General features: G+C 44.5%; 11 protein-coding genes. 10 read left to right on the top strand and 1 reads right to left on the bottom strand.

The genetic code is table 11. The features are described from left to right. Positions 1 to 84: 84 nt before the first annotated feature. The 6 genes from PPA03S_RS13310 (at position 85) to PPA03S_RS13285 (ending at position 12,423) form a co-directional block, all read left to right on the top strand. Positions 85 to 1,827, top strand: a complete 1,743-nt coding sequence (locus tag PPA03S_RS13310; protein WP_062323583.1) for a sensor histidine kinase — start codon at positions 85 to 87, stop codon at positions 1,825 to 1,827. Next, entirely contained in the window at positions 1,827 to 3,446 is a 1,620-nt protein-coding gene (locus PPA03S_RS13305) for a response regulator (protein WP_245683609.1), read from the top strand. The genes PPA03S_RS13310 and PPA03S_RS13305 overlap by 1 nt, the downstream gene beginning before the upstream one ends. Before the next feature lie 99 nt (positions 3,447 to 3,545). Further along, complete coding sequence (locus tag PPA03S_RS13300) at positions 3,546 to 5,762, top strand: FAD-dependent oxidoreductase (RefSeq protein WP_245683608.1); 2,217 nt, start codon at positions 3,546 to 3,548, stop codon at positions 5,760 to 5,762. A 17-nt stretch (positions 5,763 to 5,779) separates the two neighbouring features. Then, positions 5,780 to 6,988: an SGNH/GDSL hydrolase family protein gene (locus tag PPA03S_RS13295; protein ID WP_062323577.1), complete on the top strand. Its 1,209-nt coding sequence runs from the start codon at positions 5,780 to 5,782 to the stop codon at positions 6,986 to 6,988. A gap of 296 nt (positions 6,989 to 7,284) precedes the next feature. Then, positions 7,285 to 11,838 (top strand): golvesin C-terminal-like domain-containing protein, encoded by a 4,554-nt coding sequence (locus PPA03S_RS13290; protein ID WP_167666029.1) that lies wholly within the window; start codon positions 7,285 to 7,287, stop codon positions 11,836 to 11,838. Positions 11,839 to 12,018: 180 nt separating this feature from the next. Beyond that, positions 12,019 to 12,423, top strand: coding sequence for a VOC family protein (locus PPA03S_RS13285; protein ID WP_439955830.1), 405 nt, complete (start codon positions 12,019 to 12,021; stop codon positions 12,421 to 12,423). 139 nt (positions 12,424 to 12,562) lie between these two features. Here PPA03S_RS13285 and PPA03S_RS13280 read toward each other — a convergent pair whose 3' ends face one another. Continuing rightward, the gene (locus PPA03S_RS13280; RefSeq protein WP_062323574.1) at positions 12,563 to 12,916 is read right to left on the bottom strand and encodes a winged helix-turn-helix transcriptional regulator; all 354 of its coding nucleotides are present in this window, start codon (positions 12,914 to 12,916) and stop codon (positions 12,563 to 12,565) included. A 252-nt stretch (positions 12,917 to 13,168) separates the two neighbouring features. Here PPA03S_RS13280 and PPA03S_RS13275 point away from each other — a divergent pair, with 252 nt between their 5' ends. From PPA03S_RS13275 to PPA03S_RS13260, 4 genes are all read left to right on the top strand, one after another. Next, positions 13,169 to 13,840, top strand: coding sequence for an NAD(P)H-dependent oxidoreductase (locus PPA03S_RS13275; RefSeq protein WP_062323573.1), 672 nt, complete (start codon positions 13,169 to 13,171; stop codon positions 13,838 to 13,840). A gap of 406 nt (positions 13,841 to 14,246) precedes the next feature. Then, positions 14,247 to 16,037, top strand: coding sequence for a cache domain-containing sensor histidine kinase (locus PPA03S_RS13270; protein WP_062323572.1), 1,791 nt, complete (start codon positions 14,247 to 14,249; stop codon positions 16,035 to 16,037). Next, on the top strand, positions 16,025 to 17,566 hold the full coding sequence (locus tag PPA03S_RS13265; RefSeq protein ID WP_062323571.1) for a response regulator transcription factor: 1,542 nt from the start codon (positions 16,025 to 16,027) through the stop codon (positions 17,564 to 17,566). The genes PPA03S_RS13270 and PPA03S_RS13265 overlap by 13 nt, the downstream gene beginning before the upstream one ends. A gap of 237 nt (positions 17,567 to 17,803) precedes the next feature. Continuing rightward, positions 17,804 to 19,399: a glycosyl hydrolase gene (locus PPA03S_RS13260; protein WP_062323570.1), complete on the top strand. Its 1,596-nt coding sequence runs from the start codon at positions 17,804 to 17,806 to the stop codon at positions 19,397 to 19,399. Positions 19,400 to 19,498: the final 99 nt, after the last annotated feature.

Raw genomic sequence — 19,498 nt, 5'->3', positions numbered from 1 at the left:
GAAGAGAGTGGCTATTCGTAGCCCCTCTCTTTATTAGCATATGCTATTCTTATTTTAAAACGGAACTAAAGAGGAAGATGATCGATGCGGAGAAGAATCAGCTTGCCTTTAAAATTATTTTTGATCGTGTTTGCATTTGTATTAGGCTGCATCATCTTGATCAGCCAATTGTCTTATCGCTACGTCCAAAAGGAAATAAGAACCAATGATATTTATTACACGAACCAAATCCTTGACAAGGTAGACCAGTATTTTACCGTGAATTTTTCCTCCTTCCAAACGATTCTCTTTTCAGTCGAAACATCGGTGAAAGCCAATATTGACAATGCGGAAGTGATTAAAAAGCAATTAAGAGAGCTGTATGAACTCAACAGTAATTACGTCAGTAATATTTATTTGATCAAAAGCGATTTATCCATTCTGGGCGGAAGTATCGCTACCCGAATATTCGATGAACCCTTACCTGAAAGAGAACCTTTATTTGATGCGGCTGACAAGAGCAGAAGGACTACCTTTGTGAGTGAACCTTACAAATCGAAGTATTCCGGCTGGACCGTTACGATGGTTCGATATCTGAACGGCGCTCCGTTTCCTATGGCCATTGCGGTTGATTTGGATCTAAATGCCATTGAGGAAACATTGTTCAAGATTAATAAACAAGAACAAATGAATCTGGCTCTGATCACCGCATCGGGTAAAATCATTGCCGGATTTTCTGAAAATAAAGGACCACTGAATATTCAAGATCATACGTTTTCAATCGGGGAAACGTCAGCGGAACAAATTTTGAATACGACAGAAACAAGTCTTCAACTGCATACCAAGGATGGCATGCCGGTCTCCCTTCTGAAAAAACCAACGGAGAAATTCAACTGGACCCTTATCTCGATCAACGATGAATCGCGTTTGAAAGCAGCTTTGTCCAGATTGGAAACCTATTATATTGAGCTTCTAGCTGCTGGTTTTCTCTTAAGTTTGTTCATTTCTTTTTTGGTTGCCAAATATATAAGGAAACCACTCTATACGCTCAAAACAAAAATGAAGCAGGTGGAGCAAGGTTTCCTTACAACGACAATAACGATTAATCGAAACGATGAGTTTGGAGATCTTTCACGAGCATTCGATCGGATGCTGCAACAAATAGTGGAACTGATTCGGCGAGCTGAACTTCATAATGAACTTGAACGGAAGCTGGAAATCCAGGTGCTGCAGTCTCAAATTAACCCTCATTTTCTGTACAACACACTTGGTTCGATCAGCAACGTTATACGTCTCGGACAAATAGAGAAAGTAGATGTGGTGATCGGTTCGCTCATTTCATTATTGGAATACGGGATAGACGATGCTTCAGAGAAGGTTTCCTTACGTCAGGAACTACGCAATGTAGCGGATTATATCGAAATCCAGAACATTCGGTACAACCGAAACTTCCACTTGATTGAACATATCGAAGCAGGGTTAATGGATTTCCCTGTTTTTCGAATGCTGCTGCAGCCTCTTGTGGAGAATAGCATCTTTCATGGTTATAACGGAGGGGGAATTGAGGGACCTATTACGATTCATGCGTACAGGGAGGATGGTATCGTCATCATAGAAGTTGTTGATCAAGGCGAGGGAATTCCAGCTGATAAAATAAAGCATATTTTAATCTCAGAACCGAGTGAAATGGAAGTAAAAAGGAAAAGAATCGGGCTAAATAATATTCATGGCCGAATAAGACTTCACTACGGAGAACAATTCGGGCTTCAGATCATTAGCATACCTAAGGAAATAACCCGTGTACGCGCCTTATTCCCGGCAGATTCGCAAAAAGGAGATGCATCGTGATGAGAGAATATACCTGCTTCATTGTTGACGATGAAGACCTGATCATTCAAAGATTGGAATTGTTTTTTAATGAGCTCTCTCATAGAGATAAGCGATTTGTTCTAGTGGGAAAAGCGAATAATGGGCTGAATGGAATCGAGGAGATTTTAAAACTTAAACCGGATATCGTCATTTCCGATATCGTTATGCCGCGAATGGATGGAATCTCCATGATTGAGCAGCTCAAGACGGAGCTCCCCCATACCCAATACATCCTTTTGACCGCTTATTCATCCTTTGAATACGCCCAGCGTGCTATTCAAGCCAACGTATTGGAGTACATTGTAAAGGTTCCGCTGAGAGAAGCGGATTTGGACCGAGCTTTAAATAAGGCAGCTGGGATTTTAAATGAGTTTAAGAAAAAAGAAGCTGAGTTTCAATCGTTAAACGTATCCGTCCTTGAAAATAAATATAGAGTCCGCAAGCAATTTTTTAACGAGCTGATCCGAGGCGAAATCCCCTCACATCGTGCATCAGATTTTGCCAACCGCATGCAATTTCATTTCTTTCAAGCCAACTATTGCTGCTTCATTGTTGAAATGAATACATATGGGAGTTTCCGAAACGAATACTCCGCCGCTGATCAAAACATCTTGAAATACGCGATTACGAATATCATCGAAGAAACGGTGATGAATGGGGGCAGCGGCGTAGCTGCGGATTTGTCCGATCATCGTTTTATTGGCTTTCTATCCTGGGAAAACAACCGCAGTGATATGGAAACGGAATATGCTTGTCAATCCTTGGGAGGTCAGATCGTCTCTTATTTGCATCAATATTTGAATCAAAGGGTATCCGTCGCTTTTGGAGGTCCACATCGAGGCTGGGAATCGATCAAACAAGCGTACACGGAAGCTAATCATGTGAGTGACGATTTCTATTACCATACAGAGAAAGTCGTAAAAACACCCATGCATCGGTTCCAATACCATAATGACAAAAAAGCCGACTTTCAACAGAAACTGACTGAGTTTCTGATGTATGTGAAAAGGAAGATTTCCAAAGAAGATCTGGAGAATGCACTCGCCGATCTGAACCAATTTGTTACGGACCATAAAATCCACAAGTCCATCATGGCACCGATGATTAGAGACTTGTACAGAGACATTACCGTGAAGTTTAAATCGGGGAACAAGCTGTACATGGAAGCAGCCGAATTCCCCATGGAGTTTATGGCATTTCAGGAGCAGCTCGCCTATATTGGCGACTTTACATTCGAATACGTACACGCAGGCCAGCTATTACATCGTTCAGAGATCATGAGTGCTATGCATTTTATCGAGAAAAACCTGAAACAGCGTTTAACGCTGGAGGCTATTGCCGAGGAAGTGAATTTAGCACCATCGTATTTTAGCAGCTTATTCAAAAAAACAATGAACGAAGGCGTGATCAGCTACATCAACCGTAAAAAAATCCAATTAGCCCTCGAGCTGTTAAATGTCCGGGATTATTCTTTGTTGGAATTGTGCGAGGAAGTGGGCATCGTCAATGAAGGCTACTTTTGCAAACTGTTTAAAGAATATACGGGGGATACGCCTAAGCAATACCGGATAAAAATGACAAGGTACGAATCCAAATAAGGATGCAAAAAATGTATGATTTTTTCGCGAAATCCTGTAAAAAAAAGGGGCCCAGAACCATTACCATGATAGGAGCATCTAATCATGGAGGTTAACCAAATGGAGCTTATAAAAGCAGATGTAACCGTCGTTGGCGGAGGTATTGCCGGGATATGCGCTGCCATTGCTGCCGCACGCCAAGGGCTGCAGGTTTCACTTATTAATGATCGGTCGGTTCTTGGGGGAAATGCGAGCAGCGAGGTCAGGGTTCATATCAACGGGTCGGCATATCTCGGAAACAGTCCATCTTACTATGCTCGCGAGGGCGGGTTGGTAGAAGAACTCAAGCTGAAGATCTTTCATTATAATCCGTTATACAACAAGAAACTTATGCTATCGCTTTCGGATACGGTCTTGCTCGACATGGTTTATGATGAGCCTAACATTTCTCTATTCCTGAATACATGTGTGCATGAAACGGGCATGGAGAACGGCAGAATTCAATGGGTAGAGGGCCTTCAATTGGCTTCGGAAAGAAAATTCCGTTTTGAAAGCCCTACCTACATCGATTGCTCCGGCGATGGGATTGTTGGATACCAAGCAGGTGCTCACTTCCGATGGGGAAGAGAGGCGAAGCATGAATATAAGGAGGAGCTCGCTCCAGAAGTGGCGGATCATTACACCATGGGCGATACGATTCTGTTTCAAGCCCGTGACGTAAACTATTCCGTTCCTTACAAAAGGCCAGGCTTTGCATATGACATTACGAAGTTGGCCTTTTTCGATAGCATCAGAAAAGGCTTAAACCATCGGTCTTTTCCAAGGAAAATCAATGGGCTTGGCGGATTGTGGTGGCTGGAATACGGCGGACATATGGATATTATCAAGAATAATGAAGACATCGCATTGGAACTGCGGAAATTGGTGTACGGGATATGGGATTATATCAAAAATAGCGGCGAGTTTGATGATGTAGACAATCTTATCCTGGATTATGTATGCCCGATTCCGGGAAAGCGGGAGTCAAGGCGGTTTATAGGGGAACACATGCTGTCTCAGAACGACCTTACAGCAAAGCCTCATTTTGAAGATGCTGTATCCGTCGGTGGCTGGTATATGGATCTGCATGCGAATAAAGGCATCTACGATGAAGGGCCGGCTACCGCGTGGAATTTTGTACCGGGATTGTATAATATCCCTTTCCGCAGCTTATTTTCACGTAATATTCCTAATCTCATGTTCGCTGGCCGCAATATAAGCGCTACCCATGTGGCTTTCGGGTCTACAAGGGTGATGGCAACCTGTGGTTGTATGGGGCAGGCGGTAGGAACGGCTGCTGCGTTATGCGTAAAATATGAGGCAGACCCCGCGGCCATCGTCAAAGCTCATATGGGTGAGCTTCAAGCGCAGCTGCTTCGAGATGGGCAAACGATTGTAGGGCTTCAAGAGCCGTTGGATCCATATTTCGCTGACGGATTAACGATTCGTGCCTCGTCTCAGCGAAGCTATGAACATCTTCGTCCAACGGAAGAGATTAGCTTGGAGCAAGCGTTATGTTTGGTCCTGCCGATTCAGACAACCGTGGCTGAAAGCGTGCAGATCAAAATTAAAAATAGATCCGGGCAATCGGAAACGTTGCAAGTAAAGCTGTTTGGCGGGGAACGGAAGGAAAACTATATCCCCACCAGCGAGCTTAAAGACTATCGCTTGCAAATTTCAGCGAAGCACGATGACTGGATTACGCTGGACCTCAGCTGCAATAAGCCGGCTGATGACAAAATCTACATCGTATTGGAAGGTACGGCGAGCCTTGCCGTATACGGCAATGAAGAGACAATAACAGGGGCGGTCAGCTTTTATTATAGGCCAGAAGTGCCGTCCAGGTTAAAAAAGCTTAATAAGAGCATTTGCTTCAAAGAGCTGCTGCCCTCTCAAAATATGTATAATCCCGTGAATGTCATTAACGGCTTCTCCAGACCTTATGGTCTGCCGAACAGCTGGATTTCTGAACGTACGGAAGGACAGGAATGGTTGGAATTTGGTTTTGCAAACCCCAGAAATCTGGATGAACTCCATCTTGTTTTTAATTCACAGCTGAACTTGGAGCATTTCGATGATCCGATCGAGCCACTGATCCAAGATTATGATGTGATCTTAACCTTGGAAGACGGAACCGAGAGTGAAATTCATATCCGTGGGAATTATCTTTCGTTGAATAAACATAAGGTGCATGCAGAGGGTGTAACCCGAGTCCGGATTCATTTCTTCTCAACGTATGGTTCGCCTTATTATGAAGTGTTTGCTGTAAAATTTTTTGTTCCTAAAAACGCTAAGTGAGGTCAGGTGAAATCGTGATGAAGGAATTTTTCCCTCGAAGAGGGCTGCCTAATGTCATTACAAAGTTGGAAAATGGGGAAACCGTAACCATCGTCTATTTCGGCGGCAGTAATACGCGTTCCGAAGGATACAGGGTTATGACGGCGGATTGGCTGCGAGGGCAATATCCACATGCGGATATCCGCGCTGTGAATGCAGGCATTGATGGGACAGGATCGGACCTCGGCTGTGCGCGTGTGGAGACGGATGTACTGCGTCATCAGCCTGATCTCGTGTTTGTTGAATTTGTTGGAAACGATGGGGGAGTTCCCGAATCGAAGGCGCGGATCGAAGGCATTGTCCGGCAGATCCGCAAGCGCAGCCGGTTTACCGATATTCTGTTTGTGTATACGGTTAAGGAGCGGGATCTAACCTTATTTCAATCCGGCCAATACCAGAAGGGAGCTCGTATGCAAGAGGAAGTCGCCGACTATTACGGCATTCCTTCGATCCATCTGGGCGTAGCCGTCAGTCAAATGGTTTTGGATGGAAAGCTCATTTTTACCTTAAGGGCAGACGTGTCCATTCCCGATGCCGTTATTTTTACGCATGATTCGATCCATCCGACGATTCCCGAAGGACACCAGATCTACACGGATACCATCACCCGGTCGTTTGAGAAAATGAGCGAACTTCAAGATGGTATGGGAAAAGTCGAACATCACTTGCCGCAGGACCCTTTGGTCCCGGCTAATCCGTGGGAGTATGCGACCATGCTGCCGCTGGACCGTCTTACTCGTTTTTCGGCAGGGTGGTCTTACATGACCCCTGATGATTTTGCTTTAGTGCGCGAGTATGATTGGTTGTTCCCCGGCCTATGGCGAGCAGTCGATCCTGGAGAGGCGATCACGGTGGAGTTTGAGGGAACGCACATCGGGTTATTCGATATCGGGGGGCCGGATTCTGGCCGATTGAAGGTGTCAGTGGATGGAGGAGAACCCTTTCTTGTCGATCGATTCACACCCTATAACGATCATAATCGAAATCAGTATGTTTTCTTGCCGGAGCTACCGAATGGGAAACATACGGTTCGTTTCGAAATCGATCACGAAAAGACAGACAAAGCAGCCGTGTTTGAAGCAAGCGGCAATGAAAGAAGTATGGAACATGTTCGGCAGCATCCAGCTTGGTATGATCAAACGGTCATTCAGGTTGGAAAGCTGCTACTGGTGCAGCCGCCATTATAATTCATTTTTCCACTTGGAAGACCTACATTCTATCTGACTGCAATTTAGCAATCAAATTAGGATGCAGGTTTCTTTTTTTGCTTAAAATCGTATAAGAAATGCTTAAAATGATAGAAATTTCACAGTGATGTGCCATGCTATGATACAAACGACAGAGCGAGACTGCCAGAAGGATAAGACTATTGCTTTTTTACGATCATTCGAGCAAAGGGCACTATCATTTTGGAAGCGTTATCATTAAAAGAGAGGCTGTGAGTTGTATGGTCAAAAGGAAGTTGTTTTTCTTCATCGTTTTCATGTTGACGATAGGAGTTCCTTTCAGCCTGATCGGTATAAGGGCCGCTTATGCGGAGACCTTACCTTATCAGACGATTATCATTGATGATGGAAGTCTCACAATTGATAATGTCGTCACGGTTGATTCCGGCAACGCTAATAACGGATTCTCCGCTCCTTATTGGAGCACAAGCTCGGGAGTGAAGGGATACAATAATTCCAGCTCCAAATATACAGACGCCGTAGGTAGAAGCATCACATGGAATCCACGCTTGGAAGCAGGTACGGCGAGAATATCGTTCTATAAGCTGAATTGGGCGGATAAGGCAGATAGTAATGTGAAAATTGAGATTGTTCATAACGGGATTACGGATGTCATGTTTATGGATCTGAGACCTTCGTCGGGTCCATCGACCGGGTGGGTTGACTTGGGGGAGTATGAATTCAGTGGGGATGATAGCGAATTTGTCAGGCTGACTCGAACGCAACCTACAACGGGCACGATTATTACGCGGGCTGATGCAGTCAAGTTTGAAGGAAATATCCGGCAGCAGGAACCGCCGTTGCCTCCGCTGCGGAGCCGCACATTAGCGAATCTCAGTTACACGGAAAAAGGCAGCATCGAAAATGAAAACTATAAAGCGACCTTCTATGAGGCAGCATGGGATGGAGGCAAATCCATCGTTCGTGACATGTTCTACAAGAACACGGACACGGGGAACTGGACACCCATCAATAATGTGTCGGAAAGACTTGAGGAGCAATGGGTTTTATTGGATGGGAATGCGGGCAGCCGAACCAATTACTACGATACGATGAATAAACGATGGATTACATTCGACGGGATCCATTTTCCCGACAGCCACACGGCGGTCTTAACCGATTCTACGCATGGCAGTGATTACGATTTTGAAGTGAACTGGTCCATGGCGGGGGATAAACCCGATGTTTCCTTTGCTTTTACACCTCGCCGCGACGGCAATTATGTGATTGGATATCAGTCCTTCACCACAGAGGTAGTCTCTGGCATCAATGAAGTGTTGAATGGATTCAGGTCCCATGCCAAAATGGTAGGTACCGTAGAATCAACAAGCTTGAGGGAGCTGAGCGCTCCGATGAGTCTGGTTGAGAAGAATGACGGTTCGGGGAATCCGTTGACGTATGGGGTATTTGTGCCTTCGCAAGAGCTCCCGGTTGAATTTGAACCGACGGGAGGCGTTACGAAACAACGGCTCGGCATGAGCCTGGTCAACAACGAAGGCAGCGTGCAGCCCATCCTGTATGCGCCACAATTAGGGACTTATTCGCAAATGTCCGCAGAAAGCACCTATCAGTTTCATATGGGGCTAATCGCTCAAAAAAGCAATCTGTATGAGTCCTACGCGGATATTCTCCGCAATGAGTATGATTATTCGGCGTACCGGGAAAATGTTTCCGATCAGTCGCTTACTGACGCGATGTTCAATATGATCGATTTGCTTAAGATTGAGCCGCAAGGGGACGACTCTGTTAATTATGTCCCATCACCCAGCGGGTGGTGGAGCCGTGCCAAGGGCTTTATCGATATCGAAAACGAGGATAGCGTCCGAACAAGCTCGAATGCGGTTCTTTTGGGAGCTTACTATTTGACTGGGGATGACCAGCTATACGATACGAGAGCACTGCCGTCCGTCCAGTATGGCGTATCGCGAAATGGTATCGGTTGGTCGCCGACGCAGAAGAAAGTATACGGCGTACCTTCGTTGTGGAAAATGGCTACTCTGCCGTTCGATGTTTCAAGCGTCGCCGCGGTCAATCAGATGATGGGCACTTCGGCAGGAATCGGGGCGCTGGCACAGGAGGAGTACCTCGTACGTGATCCTGACCAGAAAGATCGGGGCCCTGTCATTCAGCCCCTGATGATGTATCGGATGACGGGAGATGCTCAGTATTTACAAGCTGCGAAGGATGCAGCCGACAGCTATATCACGCAGCATATCGATACGCCTGCATCCGTCGATGTGAGTAAAAATGAGTTCATTTATTATTATAGCAAGCTGTGGATGGAAATCTTGGAGCTTTACGAAGAAACCCAGGACCCCAAATACTTGAATGCTGCTTATAAGGAAGCCAAACGGTATGCAACGATGTTCGTTGCTCGTCCGGTTCCTGAAGGAAACGTTACGATTCCGCAGCCTGAGACGTATAATTACGCGGAGTCGTTCCATTGGCCGGAAAGTGGTAAATTTCAATATCCTAGACTCAAGCTCCCGGAAGATGTAGCCGGAGGCGTACCAGCGGATCGTTGGCTTGTTTCACCGAGCGGATTGACGTTTGAAGCGGGAAGTACAACCGGCTATTATCGGATGAATGCGCAGGAAGCTCCATTCATGCTGAGGTTGTCGCTCTATACAGGGGATAAACTGCTGCAGGATATTGCTCATAATGCGGTTATTGGTCGATATTCCAGTTATCCAGGTTATTACTATAAAGGCTTCGCCGTTAGCCAACTTGAACCGGACTTTCCTCTGGAAGGCCCAAGCGGGGCTACATCCATTTATTATCACCATATTCCGGGGCAGCTCGGGCAAACGATGGATTATTTGATCAGCGAACAATCATTGAAATCGAACGGCAGTATTACGTTTCCTTCCGTATTTGAAACGAATTTTTTATGGTTCAAATATCATCTTTATGGGAATAAACCAGGTCAATTTTATGGTAATTCCGACGTTTGGCTGTGGATGCCCAAGGGGATTATTAGGACCAATCATCCTCAATTGAACTGGATAACGGGTGAGAGCGGGGATAAATTCTACATTGGTCTGAGCAACGCATCGTCAGATGAAGTACAGACTCCAATCGAATTGAATGAACAAATCATTGGATTCAACCCGGCACAGGATTATACCGTAACGATCATCCGCGACAATGGTACACCAGAGCAAACGGTTATGAGTGGCGGAATCATTCAAGCCACGGTTTCAGGCAAGGGCATCACCGCTATCATTGTAGAAGGACTTAACATTGATGTGCCGCTGCATCAGGTTAGAACGGCTGAACCATCGGATGCAAGCTATTTCTTTGATACCCACAGTCCAATTGATGCGGTTAAAGGCATGCTGATCGTTAAGCCCGACGAAACGGTCTACGATGCTTATGTGCAGGCCAAAACGACAAAACCAGCGACAATCCACTATTCATTGGATGGTGGGGCTACGTATACAACCATCCCAGATACGATATACCCGATGGAATGGTCGATACGAGTGGATGATTTATCCCAAACTTTCACGTATTACGTGGAATCGGAGGGGAAACAGACCCGCAAGCGGACACTTTATCTGCCTGATCAGGTAACGGAAGCTCCAGTCCAACCCGACTGGCAGGAGAGTTCATCTATCATTGTGGATAATACGGAGGCGGATACAGATGGCGTCTGGATAAGGGATACAACGGCGAACGACTATTACTACGATAACTATGTGTATGCCAAATCTACGACTGGCACAGCGACAAGCAAAATGAGATGGCGGCCTGATCTGCCAGAAAGCGTAACTTATAGTGTGTATTACAAGCTTCCGCAAATCACCGCTGCGAGTGAAAATTGGGCAACGAATGCCTCATTTACCGTTTATTATAGCGGAGGCTCCGAGACGGTTACCGTTGATGAGACAACGGCGAATGGAACTTGGGTGCACTTGGGGGATTATCCTTTTGCTGCAGGTGATAGCGGGTACGTGGAACTAACCAATAAGGCCAACAAGTCCAGGGTGGTTGCCGATGCAATCATGTGGGTGGACCCGAACCGGATACCGCAATTGGAGTCTGCCGTGATCCTGTCCGATCGAAACGAGCTTCAGATGACTCAAACCGCACAACTGAGTGTAACCGGCTATTTGGATAACGGTTTGATCGGTGATCTAACCCAGGCCAATGTGCAGTATTTTGTAGATCGTACGGATCTGGCTGAAGTGGATAGTACCGGTAAGTTGACCCTTCTGCATCTCGATGGGGCAACGGACCACATTGAGGTGTGGGCTACGGTAACGATGGACGGAGTGACCTTAACAACGCCGCCTTTGAACATCGCGATCAAGGACCTAACGGTTATCGTCGATAGTACAAATACAACCGGGTTATACACGACAGAAGGGTCTTGGAGCCAAAGCAATTTAGCCGGATACAAAATTGGGGTTAAGTCTCGTTACTCTACAGTTGAAGGGTCATCAGCAACGTGGAAAGGGCAGTTTCCAGAGGGGAAATATACAGTCTCGATCTACAAGCTCGTCCATACGACGGCAAACGATAATCATGTCAAAGTGGAAGTGAAGCATAAGACAGGTACCGAGGTCACCTATATCGATGCAACAGTCGGCCCATCGGGTTGGGTTGATCTAGGGACGTTCGACTTTACGGGGGACGGCAGTGAGTATGTTCGGTTAACCAGAGTTACTCCTACAACGGTGGACCCGCCAACACTTCCTGCCGATATGATCTATACGAGGGCTGATGCAGTGAAGTTCGAACGGCATTCCGCTAGTCCGGAGTTGTCTGCAAATGAGGTGCCCGATCAACCGACACTTTCCGAATAAAGAGGTGCTGCAGCAAGCTTGCATGAGGCAGTTCGCATATACTGTGAGTTATCGAATTTGTATGGAACCAGTCCATGTAATCCACATACCGTCACCGTGGCTTAGACGAATAGGCATTGACAATGGAACGAGCAATTCGTATGATTCAAGTGGATTGTAAAAAAATGCAAATGGGGTCGAATGTGGATGACGACAGCTGGCTGGGCGAACAAAATTACCGAAATCACATTGTTTGTGGAAGATTTGCATCGGTCAAAGGTATTCTACCAAGAGACTCTCGAACTTGAGATCATATATGAAGATGAAAGCTGCGCGGTGTTCGATCATGGCAATACAAGCATCAATCTGTTGGACCAATCCAATGCCCACGAGTTAATTGAGCCGGCGCAGGTTGGTCACCTCGGAGATGGCGCGCGGTTTCAATTCACGATCCAAGTGCCAGACGTTGACCGGGTATGCGATGAGCTGAAATTGCGTGGCGTGAAGTTATTGAATGGACCAATAACGCGTCCCTGGGGTCGGCGTACGGCTTGTTTTTCCGATCCGGACGGGCACTTGTGGGAGATTGCACAGGTGCTGGAATGAATTGAATTAGGCAGACATCACCAAAAGACTGCGCTCTTTGTCGCAGTCTTTTTGCTATAGATATTCAGGAAGCTGGATCGACGTGAACATAATGAAGTGAAGTCGACGACAGCTTTCAATGCTTATGAGGTCATGGCTATCACAATTTTTCTTTTGCCGTATAAGCATTCGAATATTCCTTATATTCCTCACCCCAAACCATTACCGAATCTAATATCGGCTTGAGTTTCTTCCCGATGTCGCTCAACGAATACTCGACTTTTGGCGGAATTTGAGGGTATACGTTACGAACAACAACACCATACTCCTCTAGACTGCGAAGCTGTTTGGTTAAGGTTGCATGTGTAATGTCCGGGAACAACCGTTGAATTTCATTAAATCGCATCGTTCTCTCATGTAAAAATAGGATGATCAGCATAGACCACTTCCCAGATAATATTTTTTGAGCGCTTGTAAAGCCGCATTCTTCTAATATTTCATTGGTATAATTCATAGCTATCCTTTCCAGTATCCAAGTGCATACTAACGCTGCTTCTATAGCGTAGAAACTCTCTGAAGAGACTTCTATAATACTATTGTACGATAGAATTCTATCATATGATATTTATTTGAACAATGTAAAAGAGATGGAGGGAACGAGGGAGCATATAAAAACATTTTGTCACCAAACCATATGTATAACAGCACGCACCACGATGGAAGATTACTTTGGAAGTAAAATAAAAAAAGAGGAGATCACACACTTATGAACACAATGATACCCGTTAGTAAAGAACAAGTTATTTCTGCTTTTCAATACAGACATGCTACCAAAACCTTTGATACAACCAAGAAAATATCCGAGGATGATTTTAACTATATTCTAGAAACCGGAAGGTTATCTCCCAGCTCGATTGGTTTGGAACCGTGGAAGTTCGTCGTTGTCCAAAATCCGGAATTACGAAGTAAGCTGAAAAAAGTTTCACCAGGTGCCCAGGGCCAATTGGATACGGCTAGCCATTTCCTGGTCATCCTCGCCCGGACAGATGTTAGATATGATTCGAAATATGTGCTTGATCAATTGAAAAATGTGCAAAACATGCCCGAAGAGGTTATTACATTTATCTCTGGCGCATTAAAAGATGTTCAGGAAGTCCGTGGTTTGCTGGAAGATGAACGTTTACTGTATGAATGGTCTGCGAAGCAAACTTATATTGCTATGGGGAATATGATGACCGCCGCTGCTTTAGCCGGAATTGATTCTTGTCCGATTGAAGGATTTGATTATGCAGCTGTCGATCATATCTTGGAAGAAGAAGGTTTATTAGAGGGAGGTAACTTGAAAGCATCCGTGATGGTTGCTTTTGGATACCGCAGTGAAGAACCGAAACGAGCTAAAACCAGAAGCAATATGGATCAGATGATTAGCTGGTCATAAAAGAATTAGAATCGCCTCCAATAAGAAGTGCATTTCTCTGGTTTGGAATGAGGGTACTCTAGTATTTCGCAATGACCGTTGATCATGATCAACGGTTTTTTTTGATTTATGAACACGGATCTTAAGCAAGATAGTAGTAGCGGTTAGTAAAGAAGGCCGGTATAGGTAGTGAATACTGCTTCTAATCGACGAAAATAACAATTGAATAACAAAACATATCTGTATTTATTACATATATGCGTAAATGTATTGATTTTATCTGATAAATATCACTTTTAAACGTTAAATAACAATGATATTATTCAATAACAAAATGTTTAAAACGTGTTATTATGTTATCTATCTATTGAAATTATTGTTATCTTTTGCCTTATTATCAGACTATTCGATGGAAAGTAGGCCGTATATGAGTTTTATACGATTGTTAAATGATATCAGGATTAGAAAAAAACTATCCTTGATGTTTATTACGGTTGCTGTACTTCCGCTTCTGGCAAGTGGTGTATATCTGACTAGCAAGCTGCGTGAAGTGATGATAATGAATGCTTTCGAACAGGCTACTGACAATGTAGAACGTGTTCGGAAACGAACGGAAGAAGTTATTAAGGTCCCTCTTGATATTTCCTATCAACTTTCAAATGATAGCCGAATGAAGTCTGTCGCTAGCCGTAATTATGATAGTTATATTGAAGTCATTCAAACGTATCGCCAATACTCTGACATTCGGGATTATATGCGGTTATACAAAGGCGTTAAATCAATTCGGCTGTATACGCCCAATCCGACAATGCTCAATAACTGGGAATTCATGCAACCAGACTCTCAGACCATGCAAGCCGAGTGGTATACGACTGCGCTGAGCAAAAAGGGATTAGCCGGCTGGGCATATATGCAGGATGAGAGGGATTTAAAATATTATCTGAGTCTTGTGCGGAAGATCAGCCTTGACGAACCTAAAAAAGAAAGTGTTTTGGTCATCAATGTCAATTCTGATGTATTAAACTCTATTCTTGCCCAAGAGTCATTCTCTACTATGATTGTTGATTACCACAATAATATTGTGGCAGCCAACCGACCAAATCTTTATGGCAGAAACCTAGACGAAGTGAACGTCGGGGACAATATGTTGACGCAAACCGAAGGCAGCTTCGATGAAGTTATGGATGGAAATGCGTCCAAAGTTGTCATTGCCAGCTTGATTCCCGAGAGCAGCTGGAATGGACTAAGGGTTATCTCTGTATTTACAGTATCAGATATCATTAGCGATGCAAATGAAGTCATTCGTGTGGCTTCACTGGTAGTGGTCGGCTGCCTGATCATTGCGATTTTACTCGTCTATGCTTCAGCATCCCTGATAACAAGCAGGGTTCTTCGTCTAAGTAAGCACATGTCAAGAGTAGGCACCACGTCCTGGGATACTTACCTCGACATAGACGGTAAAGATGAGATAGGACAGCTTTCAAGACAGTTTAACTCCCTAGTAGTTCGAATAAACCAATTGATGCTGGAAGTGGAAGATAGCAATCAACAGAAACAGCTGCTGCAGCAAAAACAAAACGAGATCAAATTTAAAATGTTGGCAAGCCAGGTCAACCCCCACTTTCTGTTCAACACCCTGGAATCCATTCGGATGGAAGCTCATCTTCGAGGGGAAGAGGATTTGGCGCAAGCTGTATGGCAGCTTAGCATCTTGATGCGTAAAAGTTTAGAAGTTGGCAGCGGGAAAATTCGACTATCCGAAGAGCTTCATATGGTCAGCTGTTACTTGGAGCTTCACAAGTTTAGATACGAGGACCGACTCTTGTATAACATGGAGATTGCGCCGGGAACCGAGGAAGTCGAGATCCCGCCGCTGATCATCCAGCCTTTGGTTGAAAATTCGATTCTTCACGGGCTGGATCGTAAAGAGGGGGCGACATGGATCACCATTCGAACGAAGTTTACAGAGGATAGAGAGGTAATGGTGGAAATCCAGGATTCTGGTGCGGGAATTTCTCCACTAAAACTGAAGGAATTGCAAAGACAGCTAATGGAAGCAGAAGATGGCGGGATGCGGATCGGGCTCCGCAATGTTAACGATCGGCTGCAACTTACCTATGGACCAAGTTCTGCACTTTCTATCCAAAGTATCGAGGGCCAAGGAACGGAAATCACATTTTGTATACCCCAGAAAGGAGAACCACAATGTTTTCAGTAATGATTGTTGATGATGAGCCAAAGTTACGGCTGGGGTTACAAACCTTGATTCCGTGGAAAAAACTTGGATATGAGGTTATCGGATCGGCTGCGGGAGGAAATGAAGCACTGCGCATTCTCGAAGAGCAGATCCCGGATGTACTCTTGGTCGATATTCGTATGCCAGGCATGGACGGACTGGAGCTTCTTCAAGAAATACGCCTTCGTAACTGGGACGTGCGTGCGATTGTACTTAGCGGCTATGCTGATTTTGAGTATGCACGACGTGCCCTGCAATATGGTGTTGAAGCCTATCTCCTTAAACCCGTAAACAAGGAAGAACTGTCTGCACAACTTCAAAAAATTCACAGTCAACTTTCTGCCAAGCGGGAAGTGCAGAGTAAGCAGAATAAAATAAATTCACCTGAATGGGCAATGTATTCGCTCCTGTCAGGAACGTATGATTCAGAAAACGCTTCGCTGAAAGAATTGTTCGGTGAACACTGGACAAAGTATCAGATTCTATTGATGGCATTTCCGGGGATGCAGCAAGAGGAAGACAAGCGTATTCACCATTTTCGGGATTTGTTGACTGAAACCTATCAATTGGATGGTCAAGGCGTTGTTTTCTATTTTAGCCCCTATATTGTTCTATTGCTCGGGCAGCCGCCTGTCAGCGAGTCGGGGTGGGATGAATTGTATAGGAAATTGAAACTCCTTTCTGGAGAACTACGCTATGAGATGAATGTTGCCGTGGGAGAATCGGTTCGCTCATTGCATGAAATTATCCATTCATTTCGCACCGCACGTTCGCTGCTGGAGCGCAGTTTTTTTTACCATAAAGAAAGGCTGCTGACTAGAGATACTCCAGAAAGCTACCAGATGGCAGGATCCTCTACGATGGATACCTCTTTTTTGGACAAAGAGGAAGCGGCATTTCGTCTTCATTATTTAGTAGATGTTGGACATTCAGAAGCCATACATTCACTCCTGGATGGAATAGCAGCACAAATGGTAGTAAATCGTAATGATGAAAAAGACATCCGTGAATATTTCTTTTATCTTGCTAATGAGACCATTCGAAAGATATATCCGCGAATCGGGTCTACATCAGGTTATCCTGGTGAACCGGCTCAATACCTGGCTGAAATTTACAATTCTCATTACATCCGGGATCTCGTCAACGATGTCTCCACACTGATGGAAAAGTTGGCACATTGCGCGGATTATAACAGTCGGGACAACGAAATGAAACGTATGCTTGATTATATCGATCGGCATTATAGCGATAATCTCAGACTCGAAATGCTCTCAGGGTTGTTTAATTACAGCAGATCCTATTTAGGTCAATTATTCAAAAGCCACACAGGTGAATATTTTAACGATTATCTTGACCGGGTTCGAATCCAAAAAGCAAAAGAAATGCTCTCTCAGGGGATGAAAGTATACGAGGTGGCTGAGAAGGTAGGGTATTCCAACGTGAATTATTTTCACACCAAATTCAAAAAGAGGGAAGGGAGATCCCCTTCGTCCTATCAGACAAAATCTTAAAATGTAAAACGACTTTGCGAGGAAGTGGTTTGCATCAGGCATAAAGCTTTTATCACTTGATATTGAAAATTTATGATACTTTCCGAAAACATTACAAATTTTATAATGAAAATGCTCTACATAAGTAGTATTTTCCAAACTTTTCTTAAACCCTATAGTTAAGGCACGAAGGAGGGAATGTTAACAACTCATGAAAGCGATAACAGAAATATATTCGGGGGGAGATGAAAGTATAAAATGAAATCGAAATCTAATTCTTATTTCAAGTCAGTAAAATCAAACAACAAATTCTTGATGATGAGTTCTGTTATGTTCCTTTCTTTGACAGCTGCAACGGGTTCATCCAGTTATACAGCTGACGCTGCAATAACCGTACCAGGTTATGTCGTTGATCCTGCTGAAGGTTCTCAGACCAGTTCAAAAAAAACCATCAAAATGACCTTTAAAGATGCATTGTTAGAAGGTTATGGTGTTGAGAAACGGGGTAAGGTTCCTGCCGAAAAAGGCACTTTATATGATGGAGAGGGATATATCTCATTCTTTTTTGAAGAGGATTCAAGTGCACCGGAAGCAAAGGGCAGCGCGACGTTTAAAGTCGTTGCTCCGAAAGCCGGGTTGTACGAGCTGAGTCTAGGCTACTATATACCTGAAGGTAACGGAGACAAAGTAACCCAAATTCAAGTGAATGGTACAGGTACGGGTGAACTCACCCTGGATGCACCTATTGCAGGAAATGTTCGCGCTGAAAAAATGATGACCAAAGTGCTGCTGAAGGCTGGGAGTAATACGATCCAGATCTCGCGAGGCTGGGGGTATTTCGGCATTGAACATATCAAACTTCAACCGGCTGTTTCACCAGTTTCCTCGAATATGATTGCTAGATACGCATTGAATAATCCGGAAGCAACGCCTGAAACAAAGGCTTTGATGAATTATATGCTTAGTCAATACGGAAAGAATATGATCTCAGGTCAGCAAACCCTTGAGGACGTAGAGTGGGTCAAACAACAAACTGGTAAATATCCCGCGATTTTTGCCAGCGACTTGATGGATTATTCCCCTTCGCGTGTGAAGAACGGCTCTTCCTCTACGGAAGTAGAGAAAATGATCGATTGGCACAAACGTGGAGGAATCGTAGCTTTAAGTTGGCACTGGAACGCACCGAAAGGAATCGGCGGCAAAGAGCCGGGTTACGAATGGTGGCGAGGATTCAATACGGAGTTTACAACTTTTGACGTCGAATATGCTCTTAATCATCCGAACTCAGAAGAATACAAACTTCTAATTCGGGATATTGATGTCATTGCCACTCAGTTAAAGCGCTTGCAAGAACATAATGTTCCTGTTCTATGGAGGCCGTTACACGAAGCGGAGGGCGGCTGGTTTTGGTGGGGAGCCAAAGGCCCAGAACCGACCAAAAAACTATACAGGCTGATGTATGACCGTTTAACCAACGAACATCAATTGAACAATCTTATCTGGGTGTGGAATTCAGTTAAAAAAGATTGGTATCCGGGTGATGATGTCGTAGATATCGTAAGTGTAGATATCTACAATCCTGCAGGGGATTACAATCCAGGCATAGCCAAATATGAGGAGCTTTTATCTCTGGCAAACCATAAAAAAATAGTTGCACTTGCCGAAAATGGGTCCATCCCCGATCCTGATTTGCTGTGGACTTACGGAGCTCACTGGAGTTTTTTCAATACATGGAGTGGCGAACACATCAGAGATGGCAAAACCAATACGGTGGAACACCTAAAAAAGGTATACAATCACGACAAGGTGATTACGCTTGATGAACTTCCTGAAGATTTGTACAGGAGTCATTAAATAATCGGAGTTCAGCCGGGCGGACTAAAATGAGATAGACAATCTCTTAAGGAATTATTATCTGGGGTAGAAGTAAAAGACAACCAAGAAGGAAATAGG

The organism is Paenibacillus pabuli NBRC 13638 (genome assembly GCF_001514495.1).
Classification (GTDB): domain Bacteria; phylum Bacillota; class Bacilli; order Paenibacillales; family Paenibacillaceae; genus Paenibacillus; species Paenibacillus pabuli.
The sequence above is the reverse complement of the archived record's forward strand: the minus strand, read 5'-3'. Positions and strand labels throughout refer to the sequence as shown.

Excerpts from the sequence above, each read along its gene's own strand:
- PPA03S_RS13310 (WP_062323583.1), top strand. The coding sequence starts at position 85 with ATGCGGAGAAGAATCAGCTTGCCTTTAAAATTATTTTTGATCGTGTTT.
- PPA03S_RS13305 (WP_245683609.1), top strand. The coding sequence starts at position 1,827 with ATGAGAGAATATACCTGCTTCATTGTTGACGATGAAGACCTGATCATT.
- PPA03S_RS13300 (WP_245683608.1), top strand. The coding sequence starts at position 3,546 with ATGGAGCTTATAAAAGCAGATGTAACCGTCGTTGGCGGAGGTATTGCC.
- PPA03S_RS13295 (WP_062323577.1), top strand. The coding sequence starts at position 5,780 with ATGAAGGAATTTTTCCCTCGAAGAGGGCTGCCTAATGTCATTACAAAG.
- PPA03S_RS13290 (WP_167666029.1), top strand. The coding sequence starts at position 7,285 with ATGTTGACGATAGGAGTTCCTTTCAGCCTGATCGGTATAAGGGCCGCT.
- PPA03S_RS13285 (WP_439955830.1), top strand. The coding sequence starts at position 12,019 with ATGTGGATGACGACAGCTGGCTGGGCGAACAAAATTACCGAAATCACA.
- PPA03S_RS13280 (WP_062323574.1), bottom strand. The coding sequence starts at position 12,916 with ATGAATTATACCAATGAAATATTAGAAGAATGCGGCTTTACAAGCGCT.
- PPA03S_RS13275 (WP_062323573.1), top strand. The coding sequence starts at position 13,169 with ATGAACACAATGATACCCGTTAGTAAAGAACAAGTTATTTCTGCTTTT.
- PPA03S_RS13270 (WP_062323572.1), top strand. The coding sequence starts at position 14,247 with ATGAGTTTTATACGATTGTTAAATGATATCAGGATTAGAAAAAAACTA.
- PPA03S_RS13265 (WP_062323571.1), top strand. The coding sequence starts at position 16,025 with ATGTTTTCAGTAATGATTGTTGATGATGAGCCAAAGTTACGGCTGGGG.
- PPA03S_RS13260 (WP_062323570.1), top strand. The coding sequence starts at position 17,804 with ATGAAATCGAAATCTAATTCTTATTTCAAGTCAGTAAAATCAAACAAC.